The following is a 19,074-nucleotide window of genomic DNA, read 5'->3' on the forward strand; positions in this document are numbered from 1 at the left end:
GTTAATAAAATTTATTTTTATTCATATATAAAATTTTATATTTTTACCGATAACAAAAATTAAACTCTAAAATAATATGAAAAGAATTGCAGCTATTATTTGCATTTTTGCAACTTATTTTTCGGCACAGGCGCTGAATCCTTCGAGGACTTATTCTGTTTCTCCATCTGATTACGGAATGACTTATGAAGAAGTTTCAATCACTACAGAAGATAATGTTACATTATTCGGATGGTTTTTTAAAACTACCGAAGCCTCAACAAAAGTAATGATAATGAGCGATGACGGTAATGGCAACATGGCAGATAACTTTGAACTTGCCAGTAATTTCATTACTCTCGGGTATAATGTATTGATGTACGACTACCGTGGATACGGTAAAAGCAGCGACTTTACCATAAACAATAATTTTTTTATTTATGCCCAGTTCCAGAAAGATATAGAAGCAGCCATTGATTACATAAAAAAATACCAGGCTAAATTGCGTTCTATTAATTTATATGGAATAGGAATAGGCGCAGGACTATCATTATCAGTTGGAGCCAACCATGCTGAAATTACTAAAATCATTGCTGATTCCCCTTATAATAATTTCGAGAACATGAAAAAAGTCATCAAAGAAATAAATGGCGCTGATGCATTATTTCCATTGGCATATAATAAAAATTATTTAGAACCTACGTATGCACTCGAATCAAAAGGCGGCACATTAGCAGGGATATTTTTTATTGCCGGAGAAAATGAAAATATCTTTAATCAGAAAATTGCAAAAGAACTCAGCAAGATTCGTAGCAGCATAAGTTCTACATACATTGTAAAAGGTGCAACTATGTCTACTACTTTCTCCTCGAACAAATCAAAATATTTCGACGAGATAAGTAATTTCCTGAAATAAAAAATATTCTATTTATAAAAAGGAAGTCAAATCTGGCTTCCTTTTTTTATTTTTGCACCTTACAATTTTAAATTTCAAACTTAATACTTTATAAATATTAATAAAATGGGTGCATTTAAAGCTTATGATATCCGCGGGGTATATAACAAAGATTTCAATAAAGAAGACGTTTACAAAATAGGTTTTTATTTACCCGAATTACTAAACGCATCTAAAATCCTTGTAGGACGTGACGTTCGCACATCATCACCGGAAATTTTTGAATATCTTTCAAAAGGAATAATCGATAGCGGAGCAGATGTTCACTACATTGGTCTTTCTACAACACCTATGGTATATTACCTTACAGCGAAATATCATTTTGATGCATCGGTAATGATCACAGCTTCTCATAATCCAAAAGAACATAACGGGCTGAAAATTTCAAGAACCAATGCGTTGCCTGTGGGCTTTGATACAGGACTTGGAGAGTTGGAAAAGCTTGTTAAATCAGCAAAGCCAGAGGCTGTTTCAAAAAAAGGAAAGATAATCGAAATGGATATTCGCAATGAATATATTTCTTTTTTGAAACAATATCTAAGCGATTATTCCAATTTAAAAATAGCTGTCGATTGTTCAAACGGCATGGCTTGCCTGCTTATCAAAGAATTCCTGAATAAAGACATTCAATATTTATATGATGAACTTGATGGGACTTTTCCCAATCACGAAGCCAACCCGTTGGAAGAAGAAAACGTGGAAGACCTGAAACGTTTGGTATTAAAGGGAAAATGTGATGTCGGCGTAATATTCGATGGGGATGCCGACCGCGTAATGTTTGTTGATGAGAACGGAAAATTTGTTTCACCAGATTTAATGATTGCTGTTCTTGCTCACTATTTCCTCGAAGAAAAAGGATTAAAAGGAAATATACTGCAGGATATACGCACATCAAAAGCGGTAGCAGAATATATTGAAAATTTCGGAAGCAAAATGCACATGTGGCGTGTAGGCCGTGCTTATGCAGCCATGAAACTTCGCGAAATAAACGGGATATTTGGCGGTGAACTGGCAGGTCATTATTACTTCAAAGATTTTTATTATTCCGATTCAGGAATAATGGCATCGCTTATTATTCTTGGCGTTTTAAGCAAGATGAAGAAAAAAGGGATTTCATTTTCACAACTTATAGGCAATATTGCTAAATATGCAAATTCGGGAGAAATAAATTTCGAGATTGAAAAAAAATCAGAAGCAATGGAGCAAATAAAAAATTATTTCACTTCGCTCGAAAAACCTGTTGCCTTCTATGATTTCGATGGATACCGTATTGAATTTAAAGACTGGTGGTTTAATGTGCGCCCTTCGAACACCGATCCATACCTGCGTTTCATAGCCGAAGCAAATAATCAAAATTTGCTCAACGAAAAAATCGAAAAAGTAAAAGAAATAATAAAAGGTATTTGATTTGAAATTAAAAAACATAACCATATCACTTATTTTATTGCAAATATCTTTTGCTACACTGGCAAAAAGTATTTCGTTTCCGCCTGATACGCTTAATAAAAAACGCTTACATGCAGTAATCGCAACCGAAGCAGTTACAGTTGCAGGAACATTATACTTGCTAAATAACTTATGGTACAAGGATTATCCGCGTTCTTCATTTCATTTTTTTAACGATAATAAAGAATGGTTGCAAATGGACAAAATCGGTCATGCCACTACATCCTGCTCTATTGGCGCTGTTGGTTATTACTCGTTAAAATGGTGTGGTGTTGAAAACAAAAAAGCGATATGGTACGGTGGCGGATTAGGTTCTGTTTATATGCTTACAATTGAAATTCTCGACGGACTTTCGAGCGAATGGGGCTTTTCGTTGGGCGACTTTTCGGCAAACACATTTGGCTCGGCGGTTTTTATGAGTCAGCAATTGGCATGGAATCAGCAACGAATTGTATTCAAATGGTCGTATCATCCTACTGAATTCGCTGATTACAGACCTGATTTACTCGGCAGCAATTTCCAGGAGCATATGTTGAAAGATTACAACGGGCAAACTTACTGGCTTTCCGGGAATATTTCTTCTTTTCTAAAAAAAGATTCTAAATTTCCGAAGTGGCTCAACGTTGCTGTTGGTTACGGTGCAAATGGAATGATTGGTGCAAACGGAAATCCTGATACATATAATGGCGCTACAATGCCGGTATTTAAAAGATACAGGCAGTTTTATATTTCTCCGGATATTGATTTTACACACATTCCAACAAAATCAAAATTTTTAAAAGCAGTTTTTTACACATTGAACTTCTTAAAATTTCCGGCTCCAACATTTGAATTTTCAAAAGAAAACAATCTGAAGTTCCATATTTTATATTTATAAAACCTGTTTTCTGAAAGCAGCTTTGTGCAATTTTATATCTTTGCAAAATAATTTTTCAAAAATGAAAATATCAGTATTTATAATATTATCGTCATTTATATTTTTCTCAGCTTGTAAGCCAGGCCCGGAAAAAATTGACAACATGCTTAATGAAGCAAGTGAAAAAATAAGAAAATCCGATAATAAAGGAGCTATTGAAGAACTCACAAAAATTATCGGGTACGACAAAGAAAATTATAAAGCATATTATTACCGCGCTAATGCAGAATTTAATTTAAGGCAAACCAAAGAAGCTATTGCTGATTACACTAAAGCCATTGAAATAAAACCCGATTATGCCGATGCATTTTTTAACAGGGCCAGTTGTAAATATTACCTCAATGATACCGATGGAGCCTGCAACGACTGGCATAAAGCTTTTGAACTTGGGAAGCCTAATACCGGGGATATGCTGAATAATTGCGACTAAAAAACTTTACATAGTTTAATAATTTTCCTTATGAATTTAAAACCCGGCGACAGAGTCAGTTTCCTGAACGAAAAACGCGATGGTATTGTAAAAAAGATTTTACAAAATAAAATGGTTATTGTTGAAATTGAAGATGGCTTTGAAATACCTGTAATTTCAAGCGATCTGGTAAAGGTGAATGCTTTCGATGACGAAGAACAAAACGATAATAAATATTCAAATCGTAAGAACGATACACAACCTGAACCTGAAGAAAGATTCCCTGAACGATTTGGTTTTGATACTTCATTAACAGAAGATTTAAAATTAAAAAAAGGATTTTATATTGCATTTATTCCCGAAAATGATGAACAGATGCTGCAAGGCAATTATGCTGTTTACATTTTAAACAACACCAAACAGGATGCACTCTTCACTTATTACCTTAAAGAAAATGATAAATACATCTGTACCGATTTCGATCGTGTTGATGAAGCATCAGCGCTAATGTTATCGAATATTGATAAGTCGCAATTTGAAAAATGGGAGCATATTAAATTTCATTTTATTTATTTCAAAAAAGAAAATGAAATTTTTAAAAATCCTGAAGTAATTGATATACGCGTAAAACCGCTTCGTTTCTATAAAGAAGAAAATTATAATTACGTACCGGCAATAGGTGAAAAATGTTTTTTAATTCCTTTGTCAGAAAAAGAAGTACAACAACCCGAAGAATGGAAAGAAGAGCAATGGAAAAACGAAAAAGTTTTAAAATCGCCCGGTATTAAAATTATTGGACATATAAAGGATATGGCGAAACCTTCACCATTCCCCAAAGAACACATAATTGAACATGGCGTTGCCGAAGTTGACCTTCACATTGAAGAACTTGTTGATGATTTGTCAAAATTTAAAAACAATGATTTTTTAAATTTTCAAATTGAATATTTTATAAAAATGCTGGATAGTGCTATTGCCAATAAATTTAAAAATATCATTTTTATTCATGGCGTAGGTAATGGAAGCTTAAAGAAGGAAATTATTACCAAGCTGAAAAATAATTATCCCGACCTTTCATACCAGGATGCATCAATGTTAAAATATGGTAAAGGGGCAATAAATATTTCACTGTAATATCACCAATTTGAATATTTACTAGCAAATTCGTACCTTTGCATTTCAAAGAAACTGTTCTTTCTATTACTGGCAGCACGTTCTATCGCTCCGACTTTTAGTCGGGGAGGAAAGTCCGGACAACACAGAGCACCATACTTCCTAACGGGAAGGTTCCTGATTATATCGGGAAACAGAAAGTGCCACAGAAAATTACCACCCGTCATTATTGACAGGCAAGGGTGAAAACGCGAGGTAAGAGCTCACGACACGGTTTGGCAACAAGCCGCGGGGGTAAACCTTATGGGTTGAAAGGCCAAATATACCGGGAATTTTACCAATTGGTAGATAAAGGGCTGCTCGCCCGCTCCCGGGGGGTAGGCTGATTGATCACGACAGTGATGTCGTGGATAGATAAATGATAGAATTCCATTGAAAGATGGACCACAGAATCCGGCTTACAGTCCTGCCAGAAATAAAAAAAACCCGTCATTACTGGCGGGTTTTCTTTTAAACATCTTCTTCAATTAAATCTTTTTAACATTTATAGCGTTTGGGCCTTTTCGACCTTCGGTAATGTCAAAAGAAACTTTGTCATCTTGTTTAATTTTTTCAGTTACTGCTGAAAGGTGAACAAAAATCTCTTCACCTGTTTCGTCAACTTTAATAAAGCCATAACCTTTGGCTTCGTTGAAAAATTTTACTAAACCTGTTTTCATAAAATAAATTGTAATAATTAATAATTAGTATTTTGCAAATTTACACAAATTTTATGAATAATCAACTGTGAATAACTAATTCCTTATATAAAACCTTAACCCATTATTAATTATTAATTTAGCCCGTTTTAATTAAATTCATAATCATGAAAAAAATTATCATTGCTGTTTTCGCACTGATACTAACCACTACAGCCATATATGGTCAAAAAACTTTAGTATATATGGATCCGGTGGCAGAATATCAAAAAGGACTTGATTTATTCAGCAAAGAAAAATATAATCCTGCACTGGAATCATTCTCGAAAATTATTGATGCCATCAGCGATCCACAATCGGATATGCGCATTACTGCTGAATACTATGCGGCAATCTGTGCCGTTGAGCTTTACAACAATGATGCGGAATACCGTTTAAAAAAATTCATTGGGAATTATCCTGAAAATTCAAAAGCTAAAATGGCAGGATTCCAGTTAGGTAAACTTGAATACCGACAGAAAAAATACCGCAAAGCTTCAAAATCATTCGAAAATGTTGATGTTTACGATTTAGCCAATGATGAACTCCCTGAATATTATTGCAAACTCGGGTATTCCTATTTTATGCAGGACGAGTATGATAAAGCAAAAAAACAATTTTATGAAATAAAAGATATTGATACAAAATATTTCGCTGCTTCAAATTACTACTATGCACATATAGCTTACAATGAAAAAAATTATGAAACGGCTTTAAAATGTTTTAAGAATATTGAAAACGATAAAGATTTCGGTTCTATTGTCCCCTATTATATTGTACAGATCTACTACCTCCAGGAAAAATATGAAGATGTAATTAAATACGCCCCTACCCTGCTCGATTCGGCCAATGCCAAGCGTGTTGATGAAATAACAAGAGTATTGGGAGAATCATATTTTAAAACCGGTGATTATAAAAATTCTATTTCTTACCTTGAAAAATATGCTTCCATTACAAAAAATACGATAACACGTAAAGACAATTACGAGTTGGGTTATGCCTATTATAAAGCAGGTTCTGACATTTCAAAAGCCATTGAATATTTTGAAAAAGTTACCACCGAAAGCGATTCTCTTGCTCAAAATACGTTTTATATACTTGGCGATTGTTACCTGAAGAACAACAATAAAAAATTTGCTAAAAACGCATTCCTGTCAGCTTACAAATTATCGTTCTACCCAGATATAAAGGAAGACGCTTTGTATAATTACGCCAAGTTATCATATGACCTGGCATTGAACCCATATAATGAAGCCATCACTTCTTTCCAGAATTATATGAAAAATTATCCTTCTTCACCCAAAGTTGAAGAAGCAAGAAGATACCTGATCAGCCTTTATCTTTCAACAAAAAATTATAAAGCAGCCCTTTCTTCGCTTGATAGCATGAAAAACCGCGACACCCAGATGAATATGGCTTACCAGAAAATTGCGTACTACAGGGGTGTTGAACTCTTTAATAATAAAAATATTTCCGGCGCTATTGAAATGTTCGACAAGTCAAATAAATATCCTATAAATAAAACCATTAAAGCGGAATGCTTTTACTGGAAAGCCGAAGGACTTTACAGAAATTCAGAATTCGATTCTGCCAAACAGGTTTATGAAGATTTCCTGTTGTTGCCCGGAGCCTTTAGTCTACCAACGTACAACGATGCTTATTACAATATTGGTTATTGCTATTTCAAACAGAAAGAATATAAATCTGCCAATAAAGCATTCCGGAAATATACCGGGAATAAAGATATTACCAATAAAAAAATGCTGAACGATGCCTACCTGCGTATTGGCGACTGTTACTTCATTTCAAAAGATTATTCCGAGGCTGTTGAAAATTACGACAAAGCCATTACAACAAATAATTTTGATATTGATTATGCTATGTTCCAGAAAGCGCTTTGCCTGCATGCTCAAGGCAAATACGACAAAAAAATCAGTACGCTTACAACAATGCTCGAACGTTTTCCAAAAACCACTTACGCCGATGATGCTACATTTGAACTGGCAACAGCATACCTGATAAAAAATGATAACGACAAAGCATTAGAATATTATAATGATATTGTGAAAAATTATCCTTCCAGCAATTATGTAAAAAATGCTTATTTAAAAATCGGGCTTATTTATAATAATGAAGAAAAAACTGAATTAGCTTTACAGGCATTCAAAAAAGTTGTGAGTGCATATCCTGCAACCGATGCTTCGAAAGATGCACTGGAAAACATTCGCGATATTTATTGTGGTCATGAAAAATGCGACAGCTTTTATGTTTATGTAAAAAGCCTTCCTTTTAAATACGGCTCAAACATTGACATGGAACAGGATTCGGTTACTTATAAAGCTTGTGAGAATAATTATTTAAAGAACCAGGATTGCGATAAATCAATCACCAGTTTTAATAATTACCTACAAAAATTTCCGAACGGATATTTTGTTGTTAATGCCAATTACTATAAATCAGAATGTGAATATAAAAATAAAAATTATGATGAAGCTCTGAAAGGCTATGATTTTGTAGCATCACAGCCGCAAAACAAATTCTCGGAATATGCCATTCAGAATGCCGCCGAAATTTGTTATTACCTGAAACGCTACGACAGTGCTGCTACATTTTATTCCAAACTCGAATCGAATGCAGAATACAAATCGAACATCATCGAAGCACGTACAATGATCATGCGCTGTTACTGGAAAGCAGGTAAAACCGATAAGGCAATTAAAGCAGCAAAGAAATTAATTACAACCGAAAAAATCACTTCCGAAGAATTGACCGAAGCATACATCACTATTGGTCGTGCAGCAATGCTCATCGACAGCACTTCACTTGCACAAACCCAGTTTGAATTTGCTTACAAGCAAAACCCCACTTCCGAATTCGGGGCTGAAGCCAAGTACAACCTTGCGCTTATTCAATACAAGCTTAAGGAATATGATAATGCCGAGAAAACAGTTTTTGAAGTAATCAACCAGGTGCCTTCATATGATTACTGGGTAACAAAAAGCTTTATACTTCTTGCCGATATTTATACCAACAATGGAAATGTATTACAGGCAAAAGCTACACTCAACAGTATCATCGATAATTCCGAAAACCCTGAACTGGTTCAAATTGCTCATGAGAAACTAAATACTATAATGCAAACAGAAATTAAGCAGGAACAACAAAAAGTTGAAGAAGATATTGATATCAAGTTCAAGAATAATCCTAATGGCAGTGAAAAAATACCTGAAGAAAATAATAATCAACAAAAGGAGGAAAATAACAATGAATAAAAGCTACAGCCACAGCATATATAAGGCTTTTGTTCTTTGCCTTATTTGTTTTGCTTTTCCAAATTATTTAAAAGCACAAAACGAGGATGTGATAATTATTGAAACATATAAACCCGTTATTTCCGATGCTTTCAAAATCCAGGAAAATCCAAAAATCCCTGACTCTACTGATGTTGAAAAATACAGTACCACATACCAGGTCAATCCTGTGCTTTACGGAACAAAATTCCCCGTGGAACCTATCAAACCAGCAAAAATGATAGGAGAGCCTTTAACCAAGTTTTATAAGTCATATGCAAAACTGGGCTTTGGGAATAAAACTACACCGCTTGCCGAATTCTATTATAGCAACCTGCGTTCAACAAGCCAATCAATAGGTTTTTATTTTAATCACTTTTCTTCATCAGGAAAAATAAAAAAATACGCGTTCCCCGGATTCAGCAATAACGATGCAGGTATATATGCTAAAAAGTTTTACAAATATCATACGCTTACAGCAAACGTAGATTACAAAAGGGATGTGGTTCATTATTATGGCTTCGAGCCATCGAAGTTTCCATATATTTACGATGTGAATAATAAAGATAGTATCAAGCAAAGATTAATGGATATTGGCGGACAATTAAAATTTTTCAGCACTTATGTTGATTCTACAAAGCTGAATCATTATTTCGATTTAAAATATCATAATGCATCTGATTTATATGATGCCGTTGAAGACAATATTGTCTTTAATGCTTTACTGAATAAGAATGTCAAATTCCTTGGAAAATCAATAAAGAATCAAAACTTAAGTCTTAAAACCAAAGTTGATTTTTATAATGATAAGAATAAAATTGATACCGCCGGCAGTGCTGTAATCAGCTTCATACCTCAATTCTCCGCCTCATATGATATTATAAGATTTAATTTGGGATTTAATACTTCTATTGCTGCATGTGATAGTTCAGATATTTTCTTTTATCCTGTTACAAATATTAATTTCAATCTCGTTGATAATATATTTATTCTATATGCAGGAATTGATGGAGGTTTGGAGAAAAATAATTTAGTTAACCTATTTTCCGAAAATCCATTCATCAATACTAAAACACTTAATCTTCAATATTCAAATACAAAGTCAAGGTTCTATGCCGGATTCAGGGGAAGTATAAGTTCGTATCTATCATTTAATGCAAATATTGCAAAATCAAAAATTGATAACCTTCCTTTATTTGTTAATGATTCATCTCTCAATTTATTCAATAAATTCAATGTTATTTATGATAATGCAGGCATAACGAATTTGCATACTGAAATCACATACCAAAAATCAGAAAAGTTAAAAATAATGCTTACCTCAAATTATTATGAGTATAAGATGAATGTTGAAAAACGCGCATGGCATAAACCCGGCATGAATGTTCAGCTTTCGGTCAATTATAACTTGAGAAATAAAATTATTTTAAAAACGGAAGTTTTTGCATTAAACGGTGTTGATGCCAAATGTTATAATACAACAGGCCAGGTACCGGAAATACTAATAAAACAACTTAAAGGCACAGTTGATTTTAACCTTGGATTAGAATACCGATATTCTAAAATTTTATCGGGTTTTATAAACTTCAATAACATAGGGGTGATAAATTATCAGAAATGGTATAATTATCCTACTTATAGTTTTACAGCTTTGGCCGGAATCACTTATTCATTTTGATTTTTAAGATTGAGAATCAGGGTATAAGTTTTCTATAATTTTACATCAGACAAACTGTCATTTTTTTATCACCAAAAAGTTAATAAAATCATTGATTTTACTGCATATTTATTATACCTATCTCGTTCATTTTTCTTATATTTGTCTTCCATTAAAAAATAGTTAAAATAATGAGCGAAAACGAAAAGATTTTGTTGGAAAAAGAAACTTATACCGCAGATAGTATTCAGGTTCTTGAAGGACTGGAAGCCGTTAGGAAAAGACCAGCCATGTATATAGGCGATGTGGGTGCACGCGGATTACATCATTTGGTTTATGAAGTAGTTGATAATTCTATTGATGAAGCACTTGCCGGTTACTGTAATAAAATAGATGTATTTATTAATGAAGATAATTCCATTACTGTTATTGATAATGGTCGCGGTATTCCAACCGACATGCATGAAAAAGAAAAAAAATCGGCACTTGAAGTTGTAATGACAGTGCTTCATGCAGGAGGAAAATTCAATAAAGATTCATACAAAGTTTCCGGCGGTTTACATGGTGTTGGGGTTTCATGTGTTAATGCACTTTCTTCTCACCTTACTGTAAAAGTACATCGAGACGGCAATCTTTATATCCAGGAATATGAAATCGGGAAACCTTTATATGATGTAAAAGCTATTGGTAAATCGGATAAAACAGGTACCGAAACTACATTCAAACCGGATGGCTCTATTTTTATTACTACCGTTTATTCATATGAAATATTGATATCACGTTTGCGTGAATTAGCTTTCCTTAATAAAGGAATAACCCTTACCATTACTGACAAAAGAGAAAAAGATGAAAACGGCAACTATGTTAATGATACATTTTTCTCTAAAGAAGGATTAAAAGAATTTGTAAACTATCTCGATTCCACAAGGGAAAAGCTTATGGAAGAGCCTATCTATATGGAAGGAGAAAGAAATGGTGTGCCTGTTGAAGTAGCAATGCAATACAACTCTTCCTTCTCGGAAAACACACACTCCTACTGTAATAATATAAATACACATGAAGGAGGAACACACCTTGCCGGATTCCGAAGAGCTTTAACCAGGACATTAAAATCGTATGCTGATAAATCAGGAATGCTGGCAAAACTGAAATTCGATATTAATGGTGATGATTTCCGTGAAGGTCTTACAGCTGTTATTTCTGTAAAAGTTCAGGAACCACAGTTTGAAGGACAAACCAAAACAAAACTTGGAAATAATGAAATAATGGGAGTTGTAGACCAACTGGTAAGTGAAATGCTTACCTATTATTTGGAAGAACATCCCAGGGAAGCACATACAATAGTAAATAAAGTTATTCTTGCTGCAACAGCCAGGCATGCTGCACGCAAAGCACGTGAGCTTGTTCAAAGAAAAGGTGTGTTAACAGGTTCAGGTCTACCGGGTAAATTAGCCGATTGCTCCGAAACAGATGCCTCACTTTGCGAGATTTACCTTGTAGAGGGAGACTCTGCAGGCGGAACAGCAAAACAAGGTCGCGACAGAAGATTCCAGGCTATTCTTCCTCTACGAGGAAAAATCCTGAATGTGGAAAAAGCTATGCAACACAGGGTATTCGACAGCGAAGAAATTAAAAACATGTATACTGCTCTCGGTATTACTATTGGTACCGAAGATGACTCTAAAGCGCTTAACCTCGAAAAACTCCGTTATCATAAAATCATCATCATGACCGATGCTGATGTTGACGGAAGCCATATTGCTACGCTTATCCTTACTTTCTTTTTCAGGTATATGAAAGAGCTTATCGAAAACGGTTATGTTTATATTGCAACTCCACCATTATATTTAATCAAAAAAAGTAAAGAAGAACGTTATTGCTGGACAGAAGAAGAAAGACTGGCAATAGTACAGGAACTTTCAAAAGAAGGAAAAGAATCCAATGTTCATATTCAACGTTACAAAGGTCTTGGTGAAATGAACGCCGAGCAACTTTGGATGACCACAATGAATCCTGAATTCCGTACACTTCGTCAGGTTACTATTGAAAATGGTGCAGAAGCTGACAGGATTTTCTCTATGCTTATGGGTGATGAAGTTCCACCACGTCGTGAATTCATTGAAAAGAATGCAAAATACGCAAAGATTGATGCTTAAGAAATAAAAAAAGGGAATTATTAAATTCCCTTTTTTTTATACTGAGTCTTCCTGAAACAATTATTAATAGAAAACCTGTATTATTAAATTTCCTTGATTGTTTTGACTTGCAGATTGATTACCACCTGCATTAAAGTCTTCCGTATTATCTTTAGATTTTCTAGCTCTAACTTTAACTGTATATGATCCCGGAGTATTTATTAGTACATATTTATGAAAACTCCAGAAATGTAGAAATTTATAATTTGTTACACCTGGAGGAGCACCATCCTGCGAGTCAGAAATATCAACATCCTGTAAAGCTACTGTTGCACCATTCATCATAATACCAACTTCAACTGAAGCCAGGGCAGGAATATAAACACCTCCTCCACCTGTAGGAGTTCTTATTTCAAGCGAGCCATATGTTGATATAAAAACTTTTGCAGGAACTGTAGTAATATTTACAACTACAGACAATCCGCTTATATCTTTAAAACTCGTATTGTTAATTGTAGTGATTGAAGATGAAACTTCATAAAAATCAACAGTTGCAGAACCTGTAGGACCTGTAGATCCAGTTGAACCGGTTGCTCCAGCTGTACCCGGGTTACCTGTTGGGCCTGTAGGACCAGTTGTGCCGGGTGAACCAGTTGCGCCGGCTGTGCCTGGGTTACCTGTAGGACCTGTAGGGCCAGTTGCGCCGGTTGCACTAGCGGTACCATCTGCACCAGTTGCACCTACCGGGCCAGTTGGGCCGGTTATTCCATCAGCACCAGAAGGACCAGTTGGACCTGTCACACCATTAATTCCTATTGCTCCAGTTGGGCCTGTCGGACCTGTAGGGCCTGCTGGACCAGTTCCACCAACAGTTCCACCACCAACACCTGCTCCGCATAAATTTACCCAAACAGAATCATCAGGATGTGTAAGCTGATCATCAACTTTAAAATAGAAAAAGCATAGTGTATCAATATCATAAACCAATAATCCCTGAGTTGGATGATCGATAGCCATTCTTTGAATAGTGGTTAATCGCGGCACCAAAAATCCTTTATCAATAGCTGATAAATCAAGAATAGAAGAAGGATCAGGTGTTGTTGTTCCTATACCGACATTTTCCTGTGCCTGTAAAGTGAAAGTAAAAAATGAAAAACAACAGAATACAATCTGAAGAAATGGTTTGAAAATTCTATTCATATTTATAATTTTTTTTCTGATTTTATTATTCTTTTGGGTTTGTTACTTTTTAATAAATTTTTGAACACTAATAATATCATCCGACTTCAAATAAATAAAATATAATCCTCCTGATATCTCTGATAAATCGTAACTCTTTATATACTTTCCTGTACTTTTTTCTATTCTTTCAGAAATTATTTCCCTTCCGATTACATCAATAATTGAAAGTTCCAAATTTATTGATTTATTCATCATAAAAGAAATAAATAAATTATTTTCAGCTGGAACAGGGAATAGTAAAAATTCCGAAATTATTTCATTATAATCGTTAAAACCTGCCGGACCTGGTAAATCTATATATAAAGTATCATTATCGCTTCCGCAGGCATTGGTTGCAGTAAATATAACCATGTATACATCTGCAGAATCATACAAATGAGTTGGGTCGCTTAATAATGATGATTGTCCATCACCAAAATCCCAGTTCCAATCAGTAGCGTTTATTGAAAAATCAAAGAACGATACATCTAACATATTGTTTGAATAGCTTGCAAATGCAACAGGATTTGGATTTACCTGAACATGATATGGAGCTGAAACGGCTTTACATCCTAATGAATCAGTTACGGTAACAATATAATTATTTGTTTCATAAACATCAATATAAGATGTTGTTGAACCACTCGACCACAAATATGTATAGTAAGGAACGGTTGTATGTAAATAAACGGAATCGCCTTCACAGAATGTTGACGGACCTTCGGCAATGATCACTGGTGGAATCATTGGTGCTTCAACGTATACAACAGCTCCTGATGATAATATGCTGCAACTATGATTATCAACAACTGTAACAACATATGTACCCGGAAAAGTTACATCAATTACTTGAGTTGTTTCTCCATTAGACCAATTATATGTTGTGTAACCGGCACCTGCATCAAGAGAAACATCTACACTTGACGAATCACAAAATCCGGTAAGCCCGGAAGGATTAATAACAGGAGTAACTGTTTGATAAAAACCAATCATTACAGTATCTGTAGCAGTACATCCATTTGTACCTGTTACAATTACTGAGTAAGTTGTTACTAAAGCTGGTGTAGCCGTTGGACTTTGAAGATTAGGATCATCCAATGTTGCTGATGGAGACCATAGATATATAACACCTCCACTTGCATTTAATATTGTTGATGTTCCCGGGCATATATTTGTATCAATACCAGCATTTGCTGTAGGAGGAGTGGTATTTTGCGAAATAACAATATCATCAGTCGCAGTACAAGTTCCGTTTGTAACGGTCAACGTATAAGTTCCACCTGCATCAATTGTAGGATTTGCAGTAGCAGCACCTGAAACAATATGTCCACCATTCGAGGCGCTCCACGAATATGTTCCACCACCACTTCCTGATAAAACAAGAGTTGTTGTTGAACAGGTTATTATACCAGGCGCCATTCCTGCTTCTGCAGGAGGTGGAGTATTATCTAAAGTTATTACAACAAAATCAGATGCAGTACAACCATTCCCTCCTGTTACAACAACATTATATGTGCCAGCTGCATCAATTGTTGGAGTTGCTGTATTTGCACCTGAAACAATATTGCCTCCATTTGAGGCAGTCCATGAATATGTTCCTCCGCCACTTCCTGTTAATTGCAAACTTGTAACCGTACAAGTTAGTGTTCCCGGAGCTGTTCCAGCATCTGCAGCAGGAGGTGTTGTATTTTGTGAAACAACAACATTATCTGTTGCTGTACAAGTTCCTTGAGTAACAGTAAGCGTATATGTTCCACCAGCATCAATGGTTGGAGTTGAAGTATTTGCACCAGATACTATATGACCTCCATTTGATGCACTCCATGAATATGTTCCGCCACCACTACCAGATAATACCATTGATGTATTTGCACATGTAATTGTTCCTGGCGATGCACCTGCTTCTGCTGTTGGTAAAACTATACTCTGAGTTACAACAACATTATCCGATGCACTGCATCCGTTCGTTGTAACAGTTAAAGTATATGTTCCCGCTGCATCAATAGTTGGAGTTGCAGTATTTGCGCCAGATACAATATGGCCACCATTAGAGGCACTCCATGAATATGTTCCTCCACCACTACCCGTTAATACCATAGATGTTGATGTACATGTTATCTGACTAGGGGCAACGCCTGCTTCAGCAACAGGTATAGGGTTTACAGTAACCGGGAAATTCCGGAGTATTCCCGGACAAGCACCAGCAGAAGTTTGACAAATTACATCTCCAGATGAAGCAGTACCCCAGTTTACAGTAATCGTATTTGTTCCCTGCCCTGCAGTAATTGTAGCTCCTGCAGGAACTGTCCAAACATAACCTGTAGCATTGGTACTGATATGATAAGTAACTCCACTTAGTCCGGCACATACGCTTGCTGTTCCTGTTACAGTTCCTGTAGCGATACCATCAATAACCGAAATTTCATAATCACAAACATCGCCAGCATAACCATCAACCATAATATAATAAACATTTCCTACAGTTAATGGATTTGCAGTAATCGTAAACGCACCTTCACCTAAACCCTGAGTGGGAGACGTGAAAGCAATATCTGTTAACAAATGAAAGTTATCGCAATTACTTCCTGAATAAATTCCAAATTGAATTCCTTGATGATTGACACAATTGGTAACATCAAATTTTAAAGTAGCAATTGTAGCTTCAGCAGTAAAAGTAATCCATGAATTATTATTTATTATTCCATCAAATTCGCTGCAGGATTGACACATATTACTATAATCACCACCAGAGGAAGCACAGGTTGAACAATCAGGAGTATATGATGAGCTGGTATTGCCTGTGTAACCATCAAGGTTACAAATCATGGGAGCAGTTGAACAATCATCGCTGGCTACGGGGTTCTGCGCCTGACCTTGATTGATTGTAGTTAATATAACGAATAAAAATGACAGTACAGTAAGTACCCATTTTCCAGAAGAATGTAGAAATTTTTTCATTATTATCTGATGTTTAATATGAAAAAAATTAATATCTGTTACGTTTTTAAAAAGGACTTTTTTCAAAAATATGCAAATATAATAAAATATATCATTAAAAAAAAGCATATTAGCATTAATGTTAATATTTTAATAACAATATTGTATAATCTTATCGAAATAAACAACTTCCTATCTCCTTGATTAATATGTTTTCTGTATAATATTTTCGTTTTTAGATAAATAATTAATAATAATCCTTGATATAACAATGATTCGTTAAGTTTTGAGTTTCCCATTCTTCAAAATGACAAAATGCAGTATTATTTTGTCATCTCTAACAATAGCGAGAAATCTTTAATTATCCGCATTTTGTAAAAACTTAACAAACTATTAACACAAGAGGAATTCAGAAACTTTCTAATTATCAGCAAAAAATTCCAGTAATTTTTTTCTATAAATATTAAACAGATTGGAACGGGAAATAAAACCGATATATTTTCCATTATCAATTACAGGAAGGTTCCATATACTTTGGTCTTTGAATTTTTGCATAACCTGTTCCATATTATCATCCATCGCAACAATGTCTGGAGGTTGCATCATTATATCTTTTACAAAAACCTCGTTATACTTTTCATTATCGAACATTATTTCCCTAACATCATCAAGCAACACATAACCGGAAAATTTATCTTCGTTATTGATAACCGGGAAAATATTACGTTTTGAATGAGCAATGATTTTAACCAATTCACCTAAGGTTGCATTTTCTTTCACTACTAAAAAATTTGTTTCCAGCACATCTTCTATTTTTAAAAAGCTTAATACTGCTTTGTCTTTATCATGCGTGATAAGGTTTCCCTGCTGTGCAAGTTTTTTAGTATAGATAGAATATTTTTCAAAAAACCTCATCGTAATGAACGAGATTGAAGAAGTAATAATTAACGGGATAAATAATTGATACCCACCCGTGATCTCTGCTATAAGGAATATCGCAGTTAGCGGAGCATATACCACTCCGGCTATAAGTCCTGCCATTCCTACAAGTGTGAAATTACTTTCTGAAAGATTAATCCACGAAATAGATAGTGTGTTTAGAAACTTTGAAAAAGCAAAACCGGTTACTCCTCCTACAAATAAACTTGGTGCAAATACACCTCCAATACCTCCGCTTCCGGTAGTTGCTGACATAGCAATAACTTTAAAAAATATTAATGCCAAAAGGAAAAGTAAAAAATAAATAAAGTCGTTACTGTATGAATAAAATAAACTGTTATTAAATAATTCCTGAGTATTACCGCTAAGTATCGATTTCATTGCAGTATAGCCTTCACCATAAAGAGGAGGAAATAAAAAAATCAATATACTGACTGCAATTCCACCAAAAATAGCTTTTTTTAAAGGGTTATGAAATTCATTGAAAATTTTTTCAATAAAAGAATTCATCCTGACAAAATATAACGAAATGAAACCAGTGAATATTCCTAACAAAATATAAAAAGGAATATTTTTATAATTAACCGGATCGCGTATAGTAAAATAAAATTCTATTTTTTCACCAAGCAATAACATACTTACAATTGCTCCGGTAACAGTAGTTGTAAGTAATGGAATAATTGAAAATGCAGTAAGATCAAGCATCAGGACTTCCAGCGCGAATATCATACCGGCAATTGGAGCTTTAAAAATTGCCGACATGGCACCTGCAACACCGCATCCAATAAGCAATGTAAGAGTTTTGTATGGCAGGTTAAAAATCTGTCCGATATTCGAACCTATTGCAGCGCCGGTATAAAGGATGGGCGCTTCCATTCCTACAGAACCTCCAAAACCGCCGGTAAATGTACAAGCTACAATGGAAGAATACATGTTGTGTTTTTTTATTTTGCTGTAGCGTTTTGAAATTGCATACAAAACTTTCGACACACCATGGCCAATATCATCTTTCACAAAAAATTTGATATATAAAACCGTAATCAAAATTCCGACAAGCGGGATTCCAAGATAAAGCCAGTCCTGTTCTTCAATTTCTGATGTATTTCTAAGAAAATGTTCAATATAATGAACCGAAGTTTTAAGCAACACCGCAGCAAATCCTGCAATTATGCCTATAACTATACTGAGGATGAAAACAAGATTTTTTCCCTGAAATAATTTTTTTCTTCCCTCCAGAAATCGTATTGTGGAAAAGTATGACATAATAAAAGCAAATATATGAATATCCTTACAAGTGAAAAATTTTTAAGTACTTTTGAAAAAAAAGTAGATTAAAAATT

General features: G+C 34.6%; 12 protein-coding genes and 1 other RNA gene. 9 read left to right on the plus strand and 4 right to left on the minus strand.

The window, feature by feature from the left end:
* Nucleotides 1–76: 76 nt before the first annotated feature.
* The 6 genes from PKK00_02530 (at nucleotide 77) to rnpB (ending at nucleotide 5,295) form a co-directional block, all read left to right on the plus strand.
* On the plus strand, nucleotides 77–895 hold the full coding sequence (locus tag PKK00_02530; GenBank protein ID HNW97271.1) for an alpha/beta hydrolase: 819 nt from the start codon (nucleotides 77–79) through the stop codon (nucleotides 893–895).
* A 105-nt stretch (nucleotides 896–1,000) separates the two neighbouring features.
* Nucleotides 1,001–2,341, plus strand: a complete 1,341-nt coding sequence (locus PKK00_02535; GenBank protein HNW97272.1) for a phosphomannomutase/phosphoglucomutase — start codon at nucleotides 1,001–1,003, stop codon at nucleotides 2,339–2,341.
* 1 nt (nucleotide 2,342) lies between these two features.
* The gene (locus tag PKK00_02540; protein HNW97273.1) at nucleotides 2,343–3,257 is read left to right on the plus strand and encodes a DUF2279 domain-containing protein; all 915 of its coding nucleotides are present in this window, start codon (nucleotides 2,343–2,345) and stop codon (nucleotides 3,255–3,257) included.
* 61 nt (nucleotides 3,258–3,318) lie between these two features.
* A complete protein-coding gene (locus PKK00_02545; protein HNW97274.1) occupies nucleotides 3,319–3,726 on the plus strand; it encodes a tetratricopeptide repeat protein in 408 nt (135 codons plus the stop codon).
* 30 nt (nucleotides 3,727–3,756) lie between these two features.
* The gene (locus PKK00_02550; GenBank protein ID HNW97275.1) at nucleotides 3,757–4,839 is read left to right on the plus strand and encodes a DUF2027 domain-containing protein; all 1,083 of its coding nucleotides are present in this window, start codon (nucleotides 3,757–3,759) and stop codon (nucleotides 4,837–4,839) included.
* A 69-nt stretch (nucleotides 4,840–4,908) separates the two neighbouring features.
* Nucleotides 4,909–5,295: RNase P RNA component class A (rnpB, locus tag PKK00_02555), an RNA gene on the plus strand.
* Between the two features lie 50 nt (nucleotides 5,296–5,345).
* On the opposite strand, the gene PKK00_02560 is transcribed toward rnpB, so the two are convergent.
* On the minus strand, nucleotides 5,346–5,537 hold the full coding sequence (locus PKK00_02560; GenBank protein HNW97276.1) for a cold-shock protein: 192 nt from the start codon (nucleotides 5,535–5,537) through the stop codon (nucleotides 5,346–5,348).
* A gap of 146 nt (nucleotides 5,538–5,683) precedes the next feature.
* Between PKK00_02560 and PKK00_02565 the strand changes: the two genes are divergently transcribed.
* From PKK00_02565 to gyrB, 3 genes are all read left to right on the plus strand, one after another.
* On the plus strand, nucleotides 5,684–8,827 hold the full coding sequence (locus PKK00_02565; protein ID HNW97277.1) for a tetratricopeptide repeat protein: 3,144 nt from the start codon (nucleotides 5,684–5,686) through the stop codon (nucleotides 8,825–8,827).
* Nucleotides 8,820–10,523 carry a hypothetical protein gene (locus tag PKK00_02570; protein ID HNW97278.1) on the plus strand — a complete coding sequence of 568 codons (1,704 nt, stop codon included), beginning with the start codon at nucleotides 8,820–8,822 and terminating at the stop codon, nucleotides 10,521–10,523. Before PKK00_02565 ends, PKK00_02570 begins: the two co-directional genes overlap by 8 nt.
* A 170-nt stretch (nucleotides 10,524–10,693) precedes the next feature.
* A complete protein-coding gene (gene gyrB / locus PKK00_02575; GenBank protein HNW97279.1) occupies nucleotides 10,694–12,658 on the plus strand; it encodes a DNA topoisomerase (ATP-hydrolyzing) subunit B in 1,965 nt (654 codons plus the stop codon).
* A gap of 63 nt (nucleotides 12,659–12,721) precedes the next feature.
* Here the strand turns inward: gyrB and PKK00_02580 are convergent, their stop codons facing one another.
* The 3 genes from PKK00_02580 to PKK00_02590 all read right to left on the minus strand — a co-directional run bounded on the left by PKK00_02580 (nucleotide 12,722) and on the right by PKK00_02590 (nucleotide 18,997).
* Nucleotides 12,722–13,837, minus strand: a complete 1,116-nt coding sequence (locus PKK00_02580; protein HNW97280.1) for a collagen-like protein — start codon at nucleotides 13,835–13,837, stop codon at nucleotides 12,722–12,724.
* 42 nt (nucleotides 13,838–13,879) lie between these two features.
* Nucleotides 13,880–16,816 carry a T9SS type A sorting domain-containing protein gene (locus tag PKK00_02585; protein ID HNW97281.1) on the minus strand — a complete coding sequence of 979 codons (2,937 nt, stop codon included), beginning with the start codon at nucleotides 16,814–16,816 and terminating at the stop codon, nucleotides 13,880–13,882.
* Nucleotides 16,817–17,215: 399 nt separating this feature from the next.
* The gene (locus PKK00_02590; GenBank protein ID HNW97282.1) at nucleotides 17,216–18,997 is read right to left on the minus strand and encodes a chloride channel protein; all 1,782 of its coding nucleotides are present in this window, start codon (nucleotides 18,995–18,997) and stop codon (nucleotides 17,216–17,218) included.
* Between the last annotated feature and the right edge of the window lie 77 nt (nucleotides 18,998–19,074).

The organism is Bacteroidales bacterium, from assembly GCA_035353855.1.
In the GTDB taxonomy this organism is placed as follows: Bacteria; Bacteroidota; Bacteroidia; order Bacteroidales; family CG2-30-32-10; genus DAOQAK01.

What these genes read in the sequence shown, in the direction of transcription:
- PKK00_02550 (HNW97275.1), top strand. Translation starts at nt 3,757, where the DNA reads ATGAATTTAAAACCCGGCGACAGAGTCAGTTTCCTGAACGAAAAACGC.
- PKK00_02570 (HNW97278.1), top strand. Translation starts at nt 8,820, where the DNA reads ATGAATAAAAGCTACAGCCACAGCATATATAAGGCTTTTGTTCTTTGC.
- PKK00_02530 (HNW97271.1), top strand. Translation starts at nt 77, where the DNA reads ATGAAAAGAATTGCAGCTATTATTTGCATTTTTGCAACTTATTTTTCG.
- gyrB (HNW97279.1), top strand. Translation starts at nt 10,694, where the DNA reads ATGAGCGAAAACGAAAAGATTTTGTTGGAAAAAGAAACTTATACCGCA.
- PKK00_02585 (HNW97281.1), bottom strand. Translation starts at nt 16,816, where the DNA reads ATGAAAAAATTTCTACATTCTTCTGGAAAATGGGTACTTACTGTACTG.
- PKK00_02565 (HNW97277.1), top strand. Translation starts at nt 5,684, where the DNA reads ATGAAAAAAATTATCATTGCTGTTTTCGCACTGATACTAACCACTACA.
- PKK00_02560 (HNW97276.1), bottom strand. Translation starts at nt 5,537, where the DNA reads ATGAAAACAGGTTTAGTAAAATTTTTCAACGAAGCCAAAGGTTATGGC.
- PKK00_02590 (HNW97282.1), bottom strand. Translation starts at nt 18,997, where the DNA reads ATGTCATACTTTTCCACAATACGATTTCTGGAGGGAAGAAAAAAATTA.
- PKK00_02545 (HNW97274.1), top strand. Translation starts at nt 3,319, where the DNA reads ATGAAAATATCAGTATTTATAATATTATCGTCATTTATATTTTTCTCA.
- PKK00_02580 (HNW97280.1), bottom strand. Translation starts at nt 13,837, where the DNA reads ATGAATAGAATTTTCAAACCATTTCTTCAGATTGTATTCTGTTGTTTT.
- PKK00_02535 (HNW97272.1), top strand. Translation starts at nt 1,001, where the DNA reads ATGGGTGCATTTAAAGCTTATGATATCCGCGGGGTATATAACAAAGAT.